Below are 17,191 nucleotides of genomic sequence, written 5' to 3'. Positions count from 1 at the left end.
CTTGAACCTGTAGGGAGAGTTTGAATCACGCTCGTGTTGCTGGTCGTTGATGCTGCTCTTGTGCCTGGTGGCTGCTGGCTCGTGGTGTAGAACCCTGGGTATGGGGAGTGAACGGCGCGAGCGGATGAGGGTGCTTGGGGCACGTATTCGGGCTCTGCGCACGGATGCCGGTCTGACGGGTGCTGCTCTGGCGCAGCGGGCTGGCGTGGGACAGCCGACGGTCTCCAAGGTGGAGAACGGGCGTATGGTTCCGAGCCTCGATGTGCTGGACCGGTTGTCCCGGGCGCTCGGACTCGATGAGGCGGCTGCCAATGAGGTCCGCGAGCTGCTGGCCGCGGTTGAGGCTGTGGTGGAGGTCGGTTCCGGCTCCGAGGGGGACGTCTCTGCGGGTCCCGTCGTGGATGAGGCGGTCCGCGGTGCTCGGCTGGTGCGCTCCTTTCAGTGCGTGGTCCTGCCGGCCATGCTCCAGAGTGCCGAGTACGCCCGGCACGTCTTCCTGACTTCACCGGACCTGGACGCTGAGATGGTCGGTCGCGCCGTTGCTGCGCGGGTGGAGCGGCAGGGCTTGTTGTACGAGCCGGGGCGGGAGTCGGTGTTCGTGTTGACGGAAGCTGTGTTGCGAACCTGGCCGGGAACGCCGTCGCTGATGCTCGCCCAGCTTGATCGGCTGTTGGCCGTCGAGAGTCTGGACACGGTGCGGATCGGGGTCATCCCGTGGCGTCGGCCGGTGCCGGTGCTGCCTCGTCATGGCTTCACGCTCTGTGATCGGCAGTCCGTCGTGGTGGAGGCGTTCCCAAGCGAGCGGCTCTCGACCGAGGCGGATGACCTCGTTCGGTACGAGGAGATGTTCGGCCGGTTCGAGGGTGCGGCCGTCTTCGGTGGTGAGGCGCGGGACCTGTTGATGCGGATGATGGGGGAGTTCCGTGAGTTGGAGGCCACCGTCACTCGGTAGAGGAATAATTCCTCCGTATGCCTAGATTGGTGTCGCGGGTGGGAATACTCTGCTCCTCGTGCTGTCTAGCCCTCTAGACGAGGAGTGTTGTCGTGCTCACCAAGTGGTGCCGTGCCTTCCCCGGCCTGCCTGAACAAGTCGCCGAAGCTCGTCACTTCGTAGCCGCGTTACTCCGGGAGTGGGGCTGTGTCGACGAAGGGGCCCTGGTCGTCGGGGAGCTGGCGGCCAACGCCGTACGTCACTCGCTGAGCGGCAAGGCCGGCGGCTGGTTCCTCGTGGTCGTCGGCTTCGGTACGGACTTCGTGCGCATCGAGGTGATCGACCAGGGCGGCGACGGTGCCCCGGCGATGCGGGACGCGACCAACATGGAAGAGGGCGGCCGCGGGCTGATGCTGGTGGCGGCCTGCGCGAAGGACTGGGGCGCCAAGACCCTGCCGCAGGGCTCTTCGGTGTGGGCGGAGCTGGTGCGGGAGGGGGCGTGACCGCGTCCGGCCTGCTCCTCCTCGGCCGTCGCGTGGGCGGTTAGGGGTGACTCCTCGTGGAGTGCCTCGGCGCCGGTCCGGCCTCTATGCGATAGGCGTCCGGTCGGGACGGCGACTCCCGCCCGTTTCGTCTAGGGGCCTAGACTCTCGGGTGAGGCAGGGAGGTGAGCGCATGTCGGACGAGTTGCAGCGGATCATGGCGATCGATGATCCGTACCTGCTCCTGCGCGAGGTCACGACGCGACTGGCCGACGCGCAGCAGGAGGTCACCGAACTCGCTCGGCTGCGGCGCCGTGTGGTGCAGGACCTCCACGCGCAAGGGCTGTCGTACGCGCAGATCGCGGCGAAGGCCGGCCTCAGCCGCGGACGCATTCACCAGATCCGCCACACCGGCCCGGCGCCCGAAGGTGCGTTCCTCGGATCGGGCGCCGTCACGGTCGCGACTCCGCTGCGACGGGACGACGAACGCGGACGCACGGTCGTCGCCGTGGACGACGTCAGTTCCGGCAAGCGTCTGGAGGACCTGGCGCGGTCGTACGGTCTCGCCGTCGCCTCCGAACACGTGCCGGTGAGCGGAGAGATCGACCTGAACCGTGACGGCCTGGTCGTCGTCTGCGGGCCGCGCATGTCACAGGACATGTGGAACACCTACGCCCAGGACCCCGTGCTGCGCTGGGAGAAGGCGGAAGACGGGCCCTGGACGGTCGTGGACCGGCTCACCGGCACCGTGCACAGGTCGGGGCAGGACAGTGATCCGGCCCGGTCGTACGACATCGGCTATCTCGGTCGGCTGCCGCGCCCGGACGGCAAGGGCTCGCTCCTCGCCATCGCCGGTATCCACACGCAAGGATCGCTCGGCGTCGTCCAGTTGCTCGCCTCCGAACTCAACTCCCTGTGGGGGCAGGTCGGGGATCGCCGGTTCTCCACGCTGGTGGGGGTCGAGTACGACCCGGAGACCAATGAGCCGCGGTCCGTCGAACTGGTCTGCCCGCTCTACCGCCACGACGAGGAGACCGCGGGGTGAGGCTCGCCCTTGGTACCTCGCCGTCCGCGCCGGACAGCGAGAACGAGGACTTCGCCGCTGCTGCTCCCGGCGTCGCCGTACTCCTCGATGGTGCCGGCGTGGGGGGTGCGGAAACCGGTTGCGTGCACGGCGTCGCCTGGTTCTCCGGAACGTTGGGGGCGCTGCTGCTGCGCACCCTCATCGCACGTCCGGCCTGGTCGCTCGCCGAGTGCTTGGCCGACTCCATCCGCATCATCCGCTCGCTTCACGAGGACGTCTGCGACCTGGAATACCGGGCCAGTCCGACCAGTACGGTCGTTGCCGTTCGGGCTCGTGGCGGGGTGCTCGAACACCTCGTGCTCGGTGACTCCTCGCTGCTCCTCGCGGAGCGGGACGGGAACTCTTCCGTCCTCACCGACCGGCGCCTCGACGAGGTCGGTGCGCGGCTTCGTGGGCCGGTCGACGAGTTGCCCACCGGTTCGCCGGAACACGCCGCCGCACTGGCCGAGTACCGGGGCGCCCTGACGTCTCTCCGGAACCGGCCGGGCGGCTTCTGGATCGCCGGCCCCGATCCGCTCGCGGCCGAGCATGCGCTGACCGGCACGGTGCCGCTGGACTCCCTGGCCTCGGTGACACTGCTGAGCGACGGCGCGACGCGGCTGGTGGACCGTTTCGGACTCGCCTCGTGGGACGAGACCTTGGCTCTCCTCGACTCCGCCGGCCCGGATGAACTGATCCGCCAGACCCGTAAGGCGGAGGACGGCGACCCTAACGGTCAGCGCTGGCCGCGGGGTAAGGCGCACGATGACGCCACCGTCCTGCACTGGGTGCTTTCGTAGAGCGCCGGTCGTCTCGCTGACACGACGCTCGTATACCCCCCTAGACAGTTGCTGGAACGTCGCGCTACGGTAACCGTCAACCCCCCTAGACAGTTGAGGCGGGTTCCTCCCTGTGCTGTCTAGGGGGGTATTCAACGGCTCGGTGTCCGTGACGGACGCCCGATCAAGTGAGGTTCACAGAATGCGCGTCATCCCCGTGGACACTTCGTCCGCCACTCTGCTGGTCACGAAGCTGCCCGAGGTCAAGGTGAGGGACCGGCAGACCGGTGAGGTGGCCGTGGACCCGGTCACCAACGACCGGCTCATGGTCCTGGAGCTGGTGTTCATCGCTGCGGGCGGTTCGGACATGCTCAAGGTCACCGTTCCGGAGAAGGGCATCGGCGAGGGCCTGGTCATGGGGGCGCCGGTCTTCCTGTCCGGGCTGGTGGCCCGGCCCTGGGAGAGTGAGTTCGGCGGCCGTGCCCGGCACGGCATCGCCTACCGGGCGGACGCTGTCATGGTCGGTACTCCTGCTGTGGCGCAGGGCTGAGCGTCATGACCGATGCCCTGTGGGTTCTGGTGCCGGCACTGCTGGCGGTGGCTGCGCTGGCCGCGGTGCGCCGTCGGCTGCCGGTCCTCTTCTGGTGGCTGGTCGGGTATCCGGCCGTGACGCTGCGGGTGCTCGCCACATACCGGGCCACCATGGACGCCTGCGGACTGACGGTGCCCGCCTCGGCCATGCGCCGGGCCACCGCCCGGATGGTGGGGCGGCAAGCTGCTCCCGTGCCGCCTCGCCGGTCGCTGCCGCTGCCGACCGGGTCCGGGCTCGTGATGCGGCTGCGCATGGCGGCCGGGCAGGCGCCCGAGGACTTCACCGCCTCGGCCGACCGACTGCGGCACGCCTGGGGCGCGCACGCCGTGCACGTCCGTCCCACCAAGCCGGGGCGGCTGGAGCTGCGGCTGGTCGGCTGGGACGTCCTCGCCGACGTCCGGCCCGCCCGGCGGTGGCTGCGCACCGAACCGCTGTCCCTGCCGCTGGCGCTGCGCGAAGACGGGCACTGGCACGTCCGGGACTTCCGCACCGTGCCGCACGAACTGATCCTCGGCGCCACGCAGTCGGGCAAGTCCGTGTACCTGCGCAACCTGCTGTGCGGGCTGGCCCGGCAACCCGTCGCGCTCGTCGGCATCGACTGCAAGTGGGGCGTCGAACTGGCGCCGTTCGCGCCCCGGTTGTCGGCGCTCGCCGACACGCCGGACTGTGCGAACGACCTCCTGGACGTCCTGGTGGAGGAGATGGAGGCACGGTTCCGCCTGATCGGCATGACGGGCGGGGCCGGTCCGGACGCCGTGCTCACCTCGGAGGTCTGGGGCCTGCCGGAGAAGGCGCGGCCGGTGCCGGTCGTGGTCGTCGTCGACGAGGTCGCCGAACTCTTCCTCGCCGCAAGCAAGGACGACGAGAAGCGGCGGGACGCCATGGTTACCAAGCTGATCCGCCTCGCCCAGCTCGGCCGTGCGGCCGGTATCTACCTGGAGGTGTGCGGGCAGCGCTTCGGCGCCGAACTCGGCAAGGGTGCCACCATGCTCCGCGCCCAGCTCACCGGGCGGGTCTGCCACCGCGTCAACGACGAGACGTCCGCGAACATGGCGCTCGGCGACATCGCGCCGGAAGCGGCGCTGGCCGCAACCTCCATCCCGGCCGAACGGCCCGGCGTCGCGGTCGTCGGCGACTCCTCCGGCGGCTGGTCCCGCGTCCGCTCGCCCCACCTCACCCTCGACGACGCGGCGGCCGTCTGCCGCGACACCTCGGGCCTGGTCCCGGAACTGGCCCGCCTCGACACCTTCCGGCCTGTCATCGCCGCCGAACCGGCCGGGCCGCCCTCGCCCTCCGCCGCGGTGCCCACCGCTCGCCCGGTGACCGAGTAACCGCGCCTCTTCTCCCACGGCCGGCGTGACCGCCTCGCGCCATGTCCCTACCCCTCCCATGCCCGAAACCGGAAGGAAGCCCCATGTCACGTCCCTCCATCGCCGAGATCAGCGCGCTCGTCGCCGACCTGGCCGCGCTCCGGCAGAACCGCACCTCCGCCGAGTACGCCGCACTCATGGGCCGTAAGGCGGACCTGCTGGAGCGCATCGCCGACCACACGCCCGGCGATACCGAGGCCGCCGAGGTAGCCCGCCTCGCCCGCGAGCGCGCCGACTCGCTCAAGTCCACCGACTGATCACGCCGGAAGGAGACCGAGCCGATGCGTGCCCACCTGGCCCGCGTGGACGCCGTGATCGTTCAGGCCGTCATCGCCGGTGCCCTGTCCTTCTCCCATCTGCACGACCTCGCTGCGGCGGCCGGACAGGACGGCTGGAAGGCGTGGGCCTATCCCGTGAGCGTCGACCTGCTCTTGGTCGCCGCCTGGCGTCGGATGCGTCAGCAGCAGCGGGCAGGACTGGTGGCCGGTGGTCCGCGGCTGTGGTTCCTGGTGGCCCTGGCCGCGTCCCTCGGCGCCAACGTCGCCACGGCCGGGCTCCTCGACCTGGATGACGTACCGGCTTGGCTCCGCGTGACGGTCGCGGGCTGGCCCGCCGTCGCCTTCTTCGGCGGCACGCTGCTGGCCCACGCTCCGCACACTCCGGAGACACCGACGGCCCCGAAGCCCTCGGCGGCAGACATCCCTGCGGAGCCGCGCCTCGCTCAGCCTGCCGTCGACCGGCCCGACCGTGACGCGCTGCCGGCGCCCTCCATCGACCCCGGACCGGCTCCGGAGCCCACTGCCGAACCGGTCGCGACTCCGGCCCCGGTGACCGCTTCCGCCGTCGCCCTGCCGCCCGCCCTCGTCGACCGCATCCGGGCCCTGGCCGAGGAACACCGCTCGGCCACCGGCCACCCCGCCGACCCCGACGCCGTACGTGCCCGGCTCGGCCTGCCCCCGTCCATGACCCCGTCCGTCGCCGCACACCTCTGAGAGGAGCACCGCCGTGAACCCGCGTTTCCGCAACGTCCGCCGTATCGGTCCCGTGAACGTCGCCTCGTACGTCGACCGCGGCCGGAACCGTCACCTGGCCGCCTGCACCGCGCCCCGCTGCGACTTCTCCGCCGAGTACGACAGCCGCGCGGCTGCCGAACTCGCCGCCCGTACCCACCGCTGCTCGGCCTGACAGGAGACCACCGAAGTGGACGTTCCGCTCTGGCTCGCCCTGCTCGTCGTCGGCGTGCTCGGCGTCAAGCTCATCCGCCCGCCCTGGTGGCTCATCGCCGTGCTGCTCGTCGGCGGCTACCTCCTCGCCGACAGTCTGCTCGCCCCCTTTATCGACACCTTTCTCAAGTGACCCGCGAAGGGAGAGCGCTCATGTTCCGACCGAAGGTCCCGATCATGCCGCAGCCCAGCGGCCTGGTCGCCCCATCCGCCGTCGTCGAGCCGACCACCATCACGCCGGGCACCTTGGCTCCGTCGCCGGCCTCCGTCGCCCCGGTCCCGCCCCGCCCGGCCGTCCGGCTCACGCCCGGCACCGCGCTCGTCCTCGTCAGCGGCGGCACCGCCGTGGTCCTGGTCGTCGGCGCCGTCCTGGTCTCCATGCTCCTCGCCGTCGCCCTCACCGCCTCGTCCGTGGCCGTCTGCGCCGTTGTCGTCCGCTCCGTCCTCACCCGTCGCTGACCTCATCGCTCCGCCCGCCCGGCTTGCCCATGCTGTCTAGCCCCCTCGACAGGCCGGGCGCTCACACAAGGAGGAACCCGCACATGAGCCCTGCGGCTCCGACCGCAGCCATCCGCCAGCTGGCAGCACTCGCCCGGCACGGCGACCTCAGCGCCTACGCCCGCCAGATCCAGCGCCTCGGCGGCTGCGAGCGGCCAGTCCGGATGGAGGGCCACCGGCTCGACGTCCACGCCGCCACCGGGGAGATCATCCGCGAGATCGCCGACCGTGACCTTCCAGCCGGGCAGCTCCTCATCCGCTGCAACAACCGCCGCGCCACCCGGTGCGCCTCCTGCGCCGAGATCTACCGCAAAGACACCTTCCACCTCGTCACCGCCGGCCTGAGCGGCGGCAAGGGCATCGGCCCAGCCGTCGCCCAACACCCGCGCGTCTTCGCCACCTTCACCGCCCCGTCCTTCGGCCCCGTCCACAACCGCCCCGGCGGCGGCCGATGCCGCTGCGGGCGCACCCACCCGGACGACGACCCCGCCCTCGGCACCCCCCTGGACCCGGACCGCTACGACTACCGCGCGGCCGTCCTGTGGAACGCGCACGCCGGGGCACTGTGGGGCCGCTTCACCACCTACCTGCGCCAGCACCTCGCCTCCCGCGCGGGCATCAGCCGCTCCGCACTGCGCCACTGCCTCAAGGTCTCCTACGCCAAGGTCGCCGAGTACCAGCGGCGCGGCGCCGTCCACTTTCACGCCGTCATCCGCCTCGACGGCCCGGACGGAGCCGAGGACACCCCGCCGGCCTGGGCCACGACCGAACTCCTCACCGACGCGATCCGCTCGGCGGCCCGGCTCGCCGAGACACCCGGCCCCGTCCTCGACGGCCACGCGTACGCCTTCCGCTTCGGCGAACAGCTCGACATCCGCCCCATCCGTTCCGCCGACTTCGCGGGCACCTCGGAACTGTCCAGCCGCGCTGTGGCCGCCTACATCGCCAAGTACGCCACCAAGGGTGCCGAGACCGCGGGCACCCTCGACCGGCCCATCCGCAACCCGATCACGGACCTGATCGGCTCCGGCGTCACCGACCACGCCCGGCGCATGATCCTCACCTGCTGGCGCCTCGGCGCCCTGCCCGAACTCGAAGACCTGCGCCTGCGCAAGTGGGCCCACATGCTCGGCTTCCGCGGCCACTTCTCCACCAAATCCCGCGCCTACTCCGTCACCCTCGGCGCCCTCCGCCAGGAACGCGCCGACCACAACGAAGCCCTGGCCCGCGAACGCGCGGCCGAAGCCGGCCACCCGCTGCCCGACCCGGACACCGTGCTCGTCCTCTCCCACTGGGTCTTCGCCGGGACCGGACTGACCACTGCAGAACACCTCATCGCTCACGGCACCCCTTCGCCCGTAGCCCCGACAGACGACGACACGGAAGGAGAACCGGCGTGGACCACCGACGCGACGAATTGATGACCGTCCCGCAAATCCTCTCGGAGCTGGGTGGGGTGTCCCGTCGTACTTTCTACCGGTGGCGCGAGCTGGGGCAGGGGCCCGCTGCGTTCAAGTTGCCCAACGGGGAGCTCCGGGTTTGGCGGAGCGACTTCACCGCATGGCTGCGGCAGTTGGAGGCGGCGGCGTGAAGTCTCTCGACGTAAAAGTGTGGGGCGTTCGGAAGAGGAAGACCAAGAAATCCTCCTATGACGTCCGGTGGACTGTTGCCGGGAACGTGTTCTCCGAGCAGTTCCGCACCAAGGGGCTTGCGGACCACTACCGCTCCAAGTTGCTCCGCGCCGCCCATGCCGGCGAAGAGTTCGACACAGAGACAGGGTTGCCCGACTCGATGGTCGAAAAGGCAGCCTCGATGACCTGGTACGCCTTCGCTTTGAAGTACCTCGCCATGAAGTGGCCGCACGCAGCGCCGAACACGCGTAACGGGATCAATGAGGCCCTGACCGCCGTGACGATGGCCCTTTTCGACGAGCGTCCGGGGCAGCCGTCCGAGGAACTGATCAGGAGGGCGCTTCGCAACTGGGCCTTCGTCCTTCCCGGACCGGACGAGCGCGAATTGCCGACCGAGATCGCGAACACCTTGCACTGGGTGGCCAAGGCATCGCTTCCGCTCTCGGACCTCGGTGACGCTGCGGTCGGCAGGGCCGTCCTGGACTCGCTCAAGCTGAAGCTCGACGGGACAGCGGCAGCTGCGGAGACTGTTCGGCGCAAGCGTCGGACACTCGTCAACGCGCTGCACTATGCAGTGGACCTCGGGGAGTTCAAAGAGAACCCGATCACGGGCATCCGCTGGAAGAAGCCGAAGGTAGCCGGGGAAGTCGATCCCCGGGTGGTCGCCAATCCGGCGCAGGCTCGTTCCCTGCTGACTGCGGTCTCGTACATCGGTGGGTACGGCAGGGCGCGTGGTCGCCGACTCGTCGGTCTGTTCGCCTGCATGTACTACGGCGCCTTGCGCCCAGCTGAGGCCGTCGGTCTCACCGATGCGGACCTGAAGCTGCCCGAGGTCGGCTGGGGAACGGTGCTGCTGAACCGGACGCGTCCCAGCGCCGGAAAGCAGTGGACGGACTCCGGTGAAACTCATGACGACCGGGGCCTCAAGAACCGGCCGGCGGAGGAGGTCCGGCTCGTGCCGATCCCGCCCCAGCTCGTCGTCATCCTTCGGCGGCACCTTGACACGTTCGGCACTGCCGAGGACGGGCGGCTGTTCGCCAACGAGCGTGGGGGAGTGGTCGGCTCCTCGACGTACTACCGCGTCTGGCAGGAGGCCCGTGCGCTGGCGCTTCCGCCGGCCGCGGTCGCCTCCCCGCTCGCGGCTCGCCCGTATGACCTTCGGCACTCGGCACTGTCGACCTGGCTCAACTCCGGGGTGGACCCGACGGAGGTCGCCGAACGTGCGGGCAACAGCGTGGAGGTCCTGCTGAGCCGCTACGCCAAGTGCATCGATGGACGGCAGGAGATCGTCAACCGCAAGATCGAGGAGTTGTTGAGCGAATACGAGTGATCACGCGCGTAGGCCGTTAGCCCTCCAGCCCGCATGGGCCGGAGGGCTTCGCCGTATCTCGGCCGTGTGCCGTCGGCCGGTGGTTGCCGGCTGCACCTGCCGCATCGTGTTTCGTCTCGCTGACGGACGGCTGCCCCAGGGGTTCCGTCCGGTTCGCGCTCTACGCCTGGACCGCAGGGCTGGCGACCCTCAGGGTATGGGGGTTTTGGAGGAGAAGCCGCGGCAACTGGGTGGTGGGCAGTCCCGCTGCCCGTACTGCGGGCTGCTGCAGGATCGGGTGCCGACGCTTGAGCAGGACTGGGTGCTGCTGGAGCCGTACATGAATCCACTGGCCCATACGGTGCCGGCGGAACATCGGTGGATCGAGCTGTCCGACGGGCGGGTGACGGTCTACGGGGTATGTCCGCCGGATCAGTCCCAGCGGTGCCGTATCGAGCACCGTCTCGCCTGCCCGGCACAGCCTCTGCCGGATCTGTGGCCGTGGCTGACGACCCTGCGAGGGGAGCGCGCGCGGCGAGTGAAGGGACACGATGACCCGGAGCCGCCTCCGCCTCCCGAGGAGTGGCCAGACGCCGGCTGACGGGCACCTCGAAAATGCCGGGGCTGACCAGGGCAGATGCCCCAAGATCCTGTCCACAAATAGTCCACGGACCCCGTCCTAGGGCCGCTCAGCGCTGCATACGCCTGCACATACGCGAAGACCCCGCTCTCAGCGTTTCCGCTGGTGACGGGGTCTTTGGGCACCTCATGCAAGGTGCCCCCGGCAGGATTCGAACCTGCGCACACGGCTCCGGAGGGCATGTCCGGGACGCAGTGGACGGCCTCTCTGAACTGGCGCTTTCCATCCCAGTACCGCCGGACGCCTCTATCTCACTCGCCGCTCACTCGGACAGCCCGCGTCAGGGACCTGTAATCGAATATGCGTCCGATAAAATTCCGTGGCTGGAGCTACTCCGCTTCCTGCTGTTCAGGGACAGGCCGTCTCTCTGTCGGACCTACCGTGGGCGTACACCGCGTCGCCGGCTGGAGGCCGACGCTGATTGCTTGACGAGGCGGTGGCCCGGCTATGGCCAACCCCATGAACGGCTCCAGCCAGCAGAGCAGTCGAAGAGCGCCCTGAACGAGCGAATCCACGATGTCAAGAAATCCCGGCTAGTACTGTTCAGGTGTAGTGGTCGATACGACTGGAAGGTGGGGGGATGCTGGCAGAGGGGCTGGTAGCCGTAGCCGCAGCAGGAGGAACTGCCGTCGTGCAGGCGGTGGGGACAGATCTGTGGGTAGCTGTACGGGGACGCGTCGCAAGGCGGCTGGGTAGGGGAAGCGCGGAGCGGGAGCAGGCTGTACTTGAGCGGCTGGACCGCACCGCAGGAGAGCTCGAGCAAGGCGAGGCTGGCGAATCGCAGCGCGCGCGCCTCGAAGCCTCATGGCAAGCCCGGTTCGAAGATTTCATCGACGAGCTGCCCGCAGAAGAGCAGTCTGAGGCGGCTGAGTGGTTGCGAGGTATCACCTCCCTTGGTTCTCTGGCACAAAGTGGCGCTACCGCGGGTTCCAACGGCCTTGCTGTTGGCGGAGAACTTCATGTGAACGCCGACAACGGCTCGCTAGCGGGCGGTGTCCTGAACATCGACGGCGGGGTGACCCTGGGAAACCCCCACAGGCCGGCGGCGAACACGGACTGACCGCCTCCGGCGTACATCAGGTCCCGCATGTTGCAGCTGAGGCATCCGTAGTGGCTCTTGCTGGGGGTGTTGCTGCTGGTTACATAGGGCAGCTCATAACAGCGCAAGATCCACCGCCGTCGGAGCATCCCACCTTGATCGGAGCGATGCCCCGAGAAGCAGACTGCTTTCAACATAGGGACCAGATCGACGACATCAAACGATCACTGGACGAAAGTCAAGTTGCTGCCCAATTTCAGCTTCTGGTGGGCCCAGGCGGGGTGGGTAAGACTCAGATTGCAGCGCATTCCGTTAGGGAGATTCTCGCCCAGAAGAGTTTCGATGTCGTTGTCTGGGCATCGGCGAATAGCCGTGAATCTGTTCAGTCTGCCTACACGCAGGCCATCTCGACTCTAACCGGCGCTGATTTGGAGGACTCTGAGCAAGCAGCAAAGCGGTTCCTGGCGTGGGCGCAGACCACCAGCAAATCATGGGTCGTCGTGCTCGATGATGTAGACAGCCCCGCCACCCTGCGAGGACTTTGGCCTGACCCACGTGCTAATGGCAGAGTCATTGTTACGACGAGGCGTCGTGATGCGGCCTTGGGGGGAATTGGGCGGAAACTCATATCGGTTGGCCTTTTTGATTCGACCGAAGCTGAGCGCTACCTTAGAGAGAAACTGGCGGCACAAGGCCGCGTGGATAACCCGAACGACATATCTGCCTTGGCCGCAGCGCTCGGCTACCTTCCTCTGGCATTGGCGCAGGCGGCAGCGTATATTGTCGATTTCAACTTGAGTTGTGCTACTTACCGACGTCTATTTTCGGAACGTCGAAAAGCGTTGTCTGAATTGCTGCCTGACGCTGACAGCCTGCCTGACGATCACCAAGCAACGGTCACAGCTACCTGGTCGCTTTCCATCGAGCAAGCCGATCTGTTGCCTCCGTCGAGAATGGCACGCCCGATGCTGTTTATGGCTGCCCTGCTGGATCCTAACGGTATTCCAGAATCGGTGCTGACTAGCCCATCAGCGATTGAGTATCTGGAGGATTTCAGCCTAGGGGGAGATGCGGTCAATTCTTCGGAGCGCGCTGCTGACGCTGTAGATCGAGCCACGGCTACCCTGCGAAACCTGCATCGCCTGAGCCTAGTAGAGGCAGGATCCGGATCACCCAGTGCGACAGTACACATCCATGCTTTGGTGCAGCGCGCGATTGTTGAGAGCTGTAAGGATGATGAATTTCGAGATGCAGCAATTGCGGTGGCTGATGGTCTGCTCGAAGTGTGGCCGGAGGACTCAGTTCACTCTAAACTGGATCAGGTGTTGCGGGCCAACACGGAGGTGCTGTACCAAACTGCGGGGTCGGCTCTCCACGAAGATTTCTGCCATGATGTTCTAATCCGCCTCGGGCAGAGCTACATAGAGGCTGGCTTTTCAACAGCGGCGGTCGCTTATTATGGCGATCTCCGCTCTAAAGTCGAATCCACCATTCCTGGACATTGGGATACGTTCTTTGTGCGCCTTGGCCTGGCTGACGCCTTGGAACAGGGCGGAAATTACACCGAAGCCATTGCCGAGTATAAGTCAATCATCCGTGACGTTGCTAACAATCGTGGACAGGACGACAGTCTTGTCTTTCTTGTGCGTAGTTCCTTGGCGGAAGCAGTGGGCGCCTCGGGTGATACCAAGGGTTCGGTTCAAGTATTCGAAGAATTGCTGCGTGACAGAATCAGGGTCCAAGGCTCCAATCACGAGGAGACAAGGGACACGAGGCGTCGTCTCGTGGCGGCACGCAGTGCGGATGAGGACTACCCTGGTGCTATCGCGACGTGTGAGGAACTCCTGGCTGATGAAGTAGCAATTTACGGACCAGATCACCACCATTCTCGGCACACGCGCATTCATTTGGCGGAGGCCGTCGGCGATTCAGGGGACGTGCACGGTGCGGTCCGAATTCTTGAAGAAATAGCCTCTGACGCGGTTCGCCTGTACGGCCCAAGTGATCCGGAAACTTTTACGTGCCGCGATCACCTTGGAAACTGGTACCTCAAAGATGGGCGTCCATCAAAGGCCGTCAGTGTATTTCGAGAGCTCCTCAACGATGAAACGAAGGCGATGGGCGAATGGCACCCTGATGTCATTGATACTCAATGGAGCCTGATCCGCGCATTGGATCAATGCGGGGCATCAGGTGAAGCTCTCGTGGTTGCTGAGGATGTTTTTCGCAAGCTGGTAAGTATTTACGGTCCCAGGTCCGCGCGGTCTCTGAATGCCCGAGGGCTCCTGGCTCATTGGAAGGGGCGCAACGGTGAAATTTTCACCGCGAGGGAGGAATTTTCGCAGCTTGTGGCGGACTGTGAAGAGTATCTTGGCGCAGACCATCTGATGACCGTTGATATGCTGCAGCACCTTGCCAGATGGATTGACGCCTCGGGAGATCTTGATGCGGCACTTCCGGTGTATCGAAGAGTGCTGACTGACAGATTACGTATCCATGGGCCGGACGATGGGCGCGTCTTGAACGCTCGTCACGCCCTCGCGTTCCATCTTATGGAAATGGGAGATTCCGAAGGCGCCATGGATTTTTTTCGGGTCCTACTCGAGGAGCAATCGCGCGTCCTGGGCGAAGACCATCCCGATGTGCAACACACGCGACAGCATCTCGAAGATCTGGAAAGCGATATCGCATGGTATGGCGAATAGGTCGCCCAACCTCGTTATGCGATCCTTGGATAGCAGTCGGAGAGTCAGACGCAGGAGTTTGAGTGTCGCAGCATGCCAACCCTCGCGGTACGTTCCTCAGGATTGCCGCTTCTGTAAAGGCGGACATTGAGGGCTCACCTCACATGGAGGTACTACCGTCCCTTGCGGACATCATGAGTACTTACGCGGTATCTCGTGGAGTCGCGCTCCGCGCTTTCGATGTTCTTCGGCAGGAGGGGCTTGCTGAGCCTGTGCCTGGAGGACGGTGGAGAGTCGTGAGAACCGGGGAAAGCATCGACCGTAGGCCCTTGCCTGAGCGGATTGCTAACGTGATCACAGCCGACGGGCTTGACGTTGGAGCTTCCTTCCCGAGCACGACAGCCCTCGCGGCCCGGTTCGGTGTTTCGCGCCCAACGGTCTCCAAGGCCCTAGACAAACTTGAAGCAGCAGGGCTCCTATCGCCCGCACGGCAGGGCAAGCAGCGCACTGTATTGGCCCTTCCTGAACCAGAGGAGCGTGCTAAAGCGTGAGCACAATGGGACTGAGCGAGTGGGCTTACCCGCTCGCAGAATCGCTGCTGGCTGAACCACTGCCGCGAAGGTGGCGGCACTCTGTCGGGGTGGCGCAGCGAGCGCGATCCATCGCATCAATCCTCGGTGCTGACGCCGAGCTCTTGGAGGCTGCGGCGGTACTCCATGACATCGGCTATTCGCCGGACCTCGCCAAGACTGGCTTTCACCCGCTCGATGGTGCCAGGTACCTCCGGGACGTGGCTGGCGCAGACGAGCGGGTGATCCGCCTTGTCGCACACCACTCCTGCGCATGGATGGAAGCTGACGCGCGCGGCCTACGAGACGAGCTGGAGGGGGAGTTCCCTCGTGAGCATCCGCATCTCGCCGATGCGCTCTGCTATTGCGACATGAACACCACGCCGGACGGTATGCCCACCAACCCGGTGGACCGAGTCAACGAGATCGCAGGGCGGTACGGGCCTGACAGCCTGATCGGCACGTTCATTCGCCGTGCCGAACCGGAGATCCTTGCCAGTACCGTCCGCGTTCTGGAGCGGCTTGCCGCAGTGAAGCGTCAGCCGATGTAGGGGGCGGTGCGCGTCCGATCCATGGCGTGCTCGATGCGTAGGCGCATCGTGGGGTGGATATCGAGTTCCGCGAGGTCCGCTAGGGCGACCCAGCGGACCTGTGTCGTCTCGTTGCTCGTACGCACGTTGCCGCCGACGGGCTTTGCCCGGAAGCAGATGCTGAACTGCTGCCGTGCCTCGCCATCGTCGTAGAGCATCACGTGTCCGGGGTCGGTGTAGATCCCGGACACGTCGATGACTTCAGCCTTGATGCCGGTCTCTTCCCACACCTCGCGGACCACGGTGTCGCTGATGGACTCCCCGACGTCGTGTCCGCCTCCGGGGAGTGCCCAGCGACCGTTGTCGGACCGCTGGATTACCAGCACCTCGCCTGCGTCGTTCTGGACGAACGCGACGACGGAGGGCACGACGGAGTTGGCCGGCGGGGCGTCGGGGTCGTGAAGGTAGTCAATGCGTCCCATGCTTAAGCTCCTGTGAAGTCGTGGTCCGTCACCTGGCGCGCGCCTCCCCAGGTCTGTTCGATGCTATTCGCGTAGGTGTCGAAGAGTCCGCCGCCTGGCAGCCGTCGGAGGTGCAGGACGGGCGCCATGTATGCGCCGATGCCGTAGACGTGAGTGTTCACGAGCATTTCGTCATCCGCCCGGAACAGTGAGTTGTAGAGCGTCGCGTCATGCAGCCGGAAGCCAATTTCTGGATGACTGGCGAGCAGAGGCCGGTAGTTCATCAGCGCATTGCGAATCTTGCCGTCCATGATCTGGTGACCCTCGTCTATCCCGCGCTGCTTGACCGCAGCACAGCTCGGGTCCCCGAGCAGGATGCGCACTTGAGCGTTCGCCCCCACCTTCGCCTTGAGCAGGTCGTGGAAGAGCGGGTCCTCCGACAGCCACAGTCCGGAGTAGACGAGAACGTCGACGTGGGACTGGGCGCGCCCGTAGATCTCGCGCCACAGGCCGGCGGGCACCATGTGCCGGTGCGGGTAGAGCGTGACGATCTCAGCCTTGCTCAGGTCGGAGGCGCTTTCGACCGTGCGGGAGTCTTCCCACAGCGTCGTCACATCGACCTTGAGCAGGGCCGCCGTCGCGTACTGATGGCGTCGATACGGGACTTTTCCTTGGGTGATCCAGCGTTCGACGGTCTTCGGATTGACCTCGATCGCGTCCGCCAGGCCCTGCACGGTCATGCCTTGCGCCAAGAGGGCCGACCTTAAGCGCTCGTTGGACATCTCAACCCCCGATGGGACGTCTAGGGACTTCTTGACGATAGCGAGATCGCCCCAGGGTGTCCACGCGTGAGGTGAACAACGCCCCCCACCTGCACCGATTCTGATGGTGCGCCAAGAAGTCCTGGCGCGAGAACCAAAGAGTCCGTCAGCAAGCTTGACGGCACTCGATGCAGTACCTGTAATAGAGGTACTGCATCGAGTTCAGCTTGATCGCGGTTCTCAGCAACACCTGAGGGGTCCTGTTCGGGCTGCTCAACAGCAGAGGGCGGGGACGCTGCAATCCCGCTAAAGGCCAGGTGGAACAGGGTTTCGGCCCGTACTGGCGAGGTGGCCCGGCGACCGCGAGCAACGGCCGGAGGGTGGGGACACAGGTCCCCCTTGCAGTGCGACACCCCAGACAACCAGCGAGAAGAGGAGTCCTGATGCGGCAGTTAAGTACCTAGGCGCTGCTCGTGCTGGACCGGCACGGGCGGTAAGGCCCTATGCGTCTCCCTGATCCGTCACTGACGCGCACCGGGACAGCCGGTGACTTGCGGACTCAGGTCATCTGCGCGGCTGATGCCGCGGCCGGTTGCCTCCCCTGCCCGTCCGGAGCTTGCTCCGTACGG

The 17,191-nt window shown here is 66.4% G+C and carries 21 protein-coding genes; 19 read left to right on the top strand and 2 right to left on the bottom strand.

Going from position 1 to position 17,191, the window contains the following annotated elements; all coding sequences use genetic code 11:
• Positions 1-100: 100 nt before the first annotated feature.
• From JL475_RS11595 to JL475_RS11510, 19 genes are all read left to right on the top strand, one after another.
• Positions 101-952, top strand: coding sequence for a helix-turn-helix transcriptional regulator (locus JL475_RS11595; RefSeq protein WP_202277466.1), 852 nt, complete (start codon positions 101-103; stop codon positions 950-952).
• Between the two features lie 92 nt (positions 953-1,044).
• On the top strand, positions 1,045-1,434 hold the full coding sequence (locus tag JL475_RS11590; RefSeq protein ID WP_202277465.1) for an ATP-binding protein: 390 nt from the start codon (positions 1,045-1,047) through the stop codon (positions 1,432-1,434).
• 172 nt (positions 1,435-1,606) lie between these two features.
• Positions 1,607-2,458 carry a sigma-70 family RNA polymerase sigma factor gene (locus tag JL475_RS11585; protein ID WP_202277464.1) on the top strand — a complete coding sequence of 284 codons (852 nt, stop codon included), beginning with the start codon at positions 1,607-1,609 and terminating at the stop codon, positions 2,456-2,458.
• Complete coding sequence (locus tag JL475_RS11580) at positions 2,455-3,276, top strand: protein phosphatase 2C domain-containing protein (RefSeq protein WP_202277463.1); 822 nt, start codon at positions 2,455-2,457, stop codon at positions 3,274-3,276. Before JL475_RS11585 ends, JL475_RS11580 begins: the two co-directional genes overlap by 4 nt.
• Before the next feature lie 181 nt (positions 3,277-3,457).
• On the top strand, positions 3,458-3,805 hold the full coding sequence (locus JL475_RS11575) for a hypothetical protein (RefSeq protein ID WP_202277462.1): 348 nt from the start codon (positions 3,458-3,460) through the stop codon (positions 3,803-3,805).
• A gap of 5 nt (positions 3,806-3,810) precedes the next feature.
• Complete coding sequence (locus JL475_RS11570; protein WP_202277461.1) at positions 3,811-5,178, top strand: FtsK/SpoIIIE domain-containing protein; 1,368 nt, start codon at positions 3,811-3,813, stop codon at positions 5,176-5,178.
• Positions 5,179-5,261: 83 nt separating this feature from the next.
• Positions 5,262-5,474 carry a hypothetical protein gene (locus JL475_RS11565; protein WP_202277460.1) on the top strand — a complete coding sequence of 71 codons (213 nt, stop codon included), beginning with the start codon at positions 5,262-5,264 and terminating at the stop codon, positions 5,472-5,474.
• Between the two features lie 24 nt (positions 5,475-5,498).
• Complete coding sequence (locus JL475_RS11560) at positions 5,499-6,209, top strand: DUF2637 domain-containing protein (RefSeq protein ID WP_202277459.1); 711 nt, start codon at positions 5,499-5,501, stop codon at positions 6,207-6,209.
• A gap of 13 nt (positions 6,210-6,222) precedes the next feature.
• Positions 6,223-6,402: a mobile element transfer protein gene (locus JL475_RS11555; protein ID WP_073932476.1), complete on the top strand. Its 180-nt coding sequence runs from the start codon at positions 6,223-6,225 to the stop codon at positions 6,400-6,402.
• 15 nt (positions 6,403-6,417) lie between these two features.
• Complete coding sequence (locus JL475_RS11550; RefSeq protein WP_202277458.1) at positions 6,418-6,573, top strand: hypothetical protein; 156 nt, start codon at positions 6,418-6,420, stop codon at positions 6,571-6,573.
• Positions 6,574-6,593: 20 nt separating this feature from the next.
• Positions 6,594-6,899, top strand: coding sequence for a SpdD-like protein (locus JL475_RS11545; protein ID WP_202277457.1), 306 nt, complete (start codon positions 6,594-6,596; stop codon positions 6,897-6,899).
• Between the two features lie 83 nt (positions 6,900-6,982).
• Positions 6,983-8,359, top strand: coding sequence for a replication initiator (locus tag JL475_RS11540; protein WP_202277456.1), 1,377 nt, complete (start codon positions 6,983-6,985; stop codon positions 8,357-8,359).
• The gene (locus JL475_RS39925; protein ID WP_237406877.1) at positions 8,359-8,529 is read left to right on the top strand and encodes an AlpA family transcriptional regulator; all 171 of its coding nucleotides are present in this window, start codon (positions 8,359-8,361) and stop codon (positions 8,527-8,529) included. Before JL475_RS11540 ends, JL475_RS39925 begins: the two co-directional genes overlap by 1 nt.
• Positions 8,526-9,899 carry a tyrosine-type recombinase/integrase gene (locus JL475_RS11535; protein WP_202277455.1) on the top strand — a complete coding sequence of 458 codons (1,374 nt, stop codon included), beginning with the start codon at positions 8,526-8,528 and terminating at the stop codon, positions 9,897-9,899. The genes JL475_RS39925 and JL475_RS11535 overlap by 4 nt, the downstream gene beginning before the upstream one ends.
• A 196-nt stretch (positions 9,900-10,095) precedes the next feature.
• Positions 10,096-10,479, top strand: coding sequence for a DUF6083 domain-containing protein (locus JL475_RS11530; protein ID WP_202277454.1), 384 nt, complete (start codon positions 10,096-10,098; stop codon positions 10,477-10,479).
• A 619-nt stretch (positions 10,480-11,098) separates the two neighbouring features.
• Positions 11,099-11,578 (top strand): hypothetical protein, encoded by a 480-nt coding sequence (locus JL475_RS11525; RefSeq protein WP_202277453.1) that lies wholly within the window; start codon positions 11,099-11,101, stop codon positions 11,576-11,578.
• A 134-nt stretch (positions 11,579-11,712) separates the two neighbouring features.
• A complete protein-coding gene (locus tag JL475_RS11520) occupies positions 11,713-14,262 on the top strand; it encodes a tetratricopeptide repeat protein (protein WP_202277452.1) in 2,550 nt (849 codons plus the stop codon).
• A gap of 143 nt (positions 14,263-14,405) precedes the next feature.
• Entirely contained in the window at positions 14,406-14,792 is a 387-nt protein-coding gene (locus JL475_RS11515) for a GntR family transcriptional regulator (RefSeq protein WP_307825023.1), read from the top strand.
• A 5-nt stretch (positions 14,793-14,797) separates the two neighbouring features.
• On the top strand, positions 14,798-15,361 hold the full coding sequence (locus JL475_RS11510; protein ID WP_202277512.1) for an HD domain-containing protein: 564 nt from the start codon (positions 14,798-14,800) through the stop codon (positions 15,359-15,361).
• Here JL475_RS11510 and JL475_RS11505 read toward each other — a convergent pair.
• Together JL475_RS11505 and JL475_RS11500 are read right to left on the bottom strand one after the other, a co-directional pair.
• Positions 15,349-15,822 (bottom strand): NUDIX hydrolase, encoded by a 474-nt coding sequence (locus JL475_RS11505; RefSeq protein WP_202277450.1) that lies wholly within the window; start codon positions 15,820-15,822, stop codon positions 15,349-15,351. The two genes, JL475_RS11510 and JL475_RS11505, sit on opposite strands and share 13 nt — an antisense overlap.
• 2 nt (positions 15,823-15,824) lie before the next feature.
• Positions 15,825-16,583: an XRE family transcriptional regulator gene (locus JL475_RS11500; RefSeq protein WP_202277449.1), complete on the bottom strand. Its 759-nt coding sequence runs from the start codon at positions 16,581-16,583 to the stop codon at positions 15,825-15,827.
• Between the last annotated feature and the right edge of the window lie 608 nt (positions 16,584-17,191).

Source organism: Streptomyces sp. M2CJ-2, assembly GCF_016757295.1.
Lineage (GTDB): Bacteria > Actinomycetota > Actinomycetes > Streptomycetales > Streptomycetaceae > Streptomyces.
Note: the sequence above shows the minus strand (reverse complement) of the source record. Positions and strands in the feature narration are given on the sequence as shown.

What these genes read in the sequence shown, in the direction of transcription:
- JL475_RS11525 (WP_202277453.1), top strand. Translation starts at nt 11,099, where the DNA reads ATGCTGGCAGAGGGGCTGGTAGCCGTAGCCGCAGCAGGAGGAACTGCC.
- JL475_RS11530 (WP_202277454.1), top strand. Translation starts at nt 10,096, where the DNA reads ATGGGGGTTTTGGAGGAGAAGCCGCGGCAACTGGGTGGTGGGCAGTCC.
- JL475_RS11545 (WP_202277457.1), top strand. Translation starts at nt 6,594, where the DNA reads ATGTTCCGACCGAAGGTCCCGATCATGCCGCAGCCCAGCGGCCTGGTC.
- JL475_RS11565 (WP_202277460.1), top strand. Translation starts at nt 5,262, where the DNA reads ATGTCACGTCCCTCCATCGCCGAGATCAGCGCGCTCGTCGCCGACCTG.
- JL475_RS11510 (WP_202277512.1), top strand. Translation starts at nt 14,798, where the DNA reads ATGGGACTGAGCGAGTGGGCTTACCCGCTCGCAGAATCGCTGCTGGCT.
- JL475_RS39925 (WP_237406877.1), top strand. Translation starts at nt 8,359, where the DNA reads ATGACCGTCCCGCAAATCCTCTCGGAGCTGGGTGGGGTGTCCCGTCGT.
- JL475_RS11505 (WP_202277450.1), bottom strand. Translation starts at nt 15,822, where the DNA reads ATGGGACGCATTGACTACCTTCACGACCCCGACGCCCCGCCGGCCAAC.
- JL475_RS11595 (WP_202277466.1), top strand. Translation starts at nt 101, where the DNA reads ATGGGGAGTGAACGGCGCGAGCGGATGAGGGTGCTTGGGGCACGTATT.
- JL475_RS11540 (WP_202277456.1), top strand. Translation starts at nt 6,983, where the DNA reads ATGAGCCCTGCGGCTCCGACCGCAGCCATCCGCCAGCTGGCAGCACTC.
- JL475_RS11560 (WP_202277459.1), top strand. Translation starts at nt 5,499, where the DNA reads ATGCGTGCCCACCTGGCCCGCGTGGACGCCGTGATCGTTCAGGCCGTC.
- JL475_RS11515 (WP_307825023.1), top strand. Translation starts at nt 14,406, where the DNA reads ATGGAGGTACTACCGTCCCTTGCGGACATCATGAGTACTTACGCGGTA.
- JL475_RS11575 (WP_202277462.1), top strand. Translation starts at nt 3,458, where the DNA reads ATGCGCGTCATCCCCGTGGACACTTCGTCCGCCACTCTGCTGGTCACG.
- JL475_RS11585 (WP_202277464.1), top strand. Translation starts at nt 1,607, where the DNA reads ATGTCGGACGAGTTGCAGCGGATCATGGCGATCGATGATCCGTACCTG.
- JL475_RS11500 (WP_202277449.1), bottom strand. Translation starts at nt 16,583, where the DNA reads ATGTCCAACGAGCGCTTAAGGTCGGCCCTCTTGGCGCAAGGCATGACC.
- JL475_RS11570 (WP_202277461.1), top strand. Translation starts at nt 3,811, where the DNA reads ATGACCGATGCCCTGTGGGTTCTGGTGCCGGCACTGCTGGCGGTGGCT.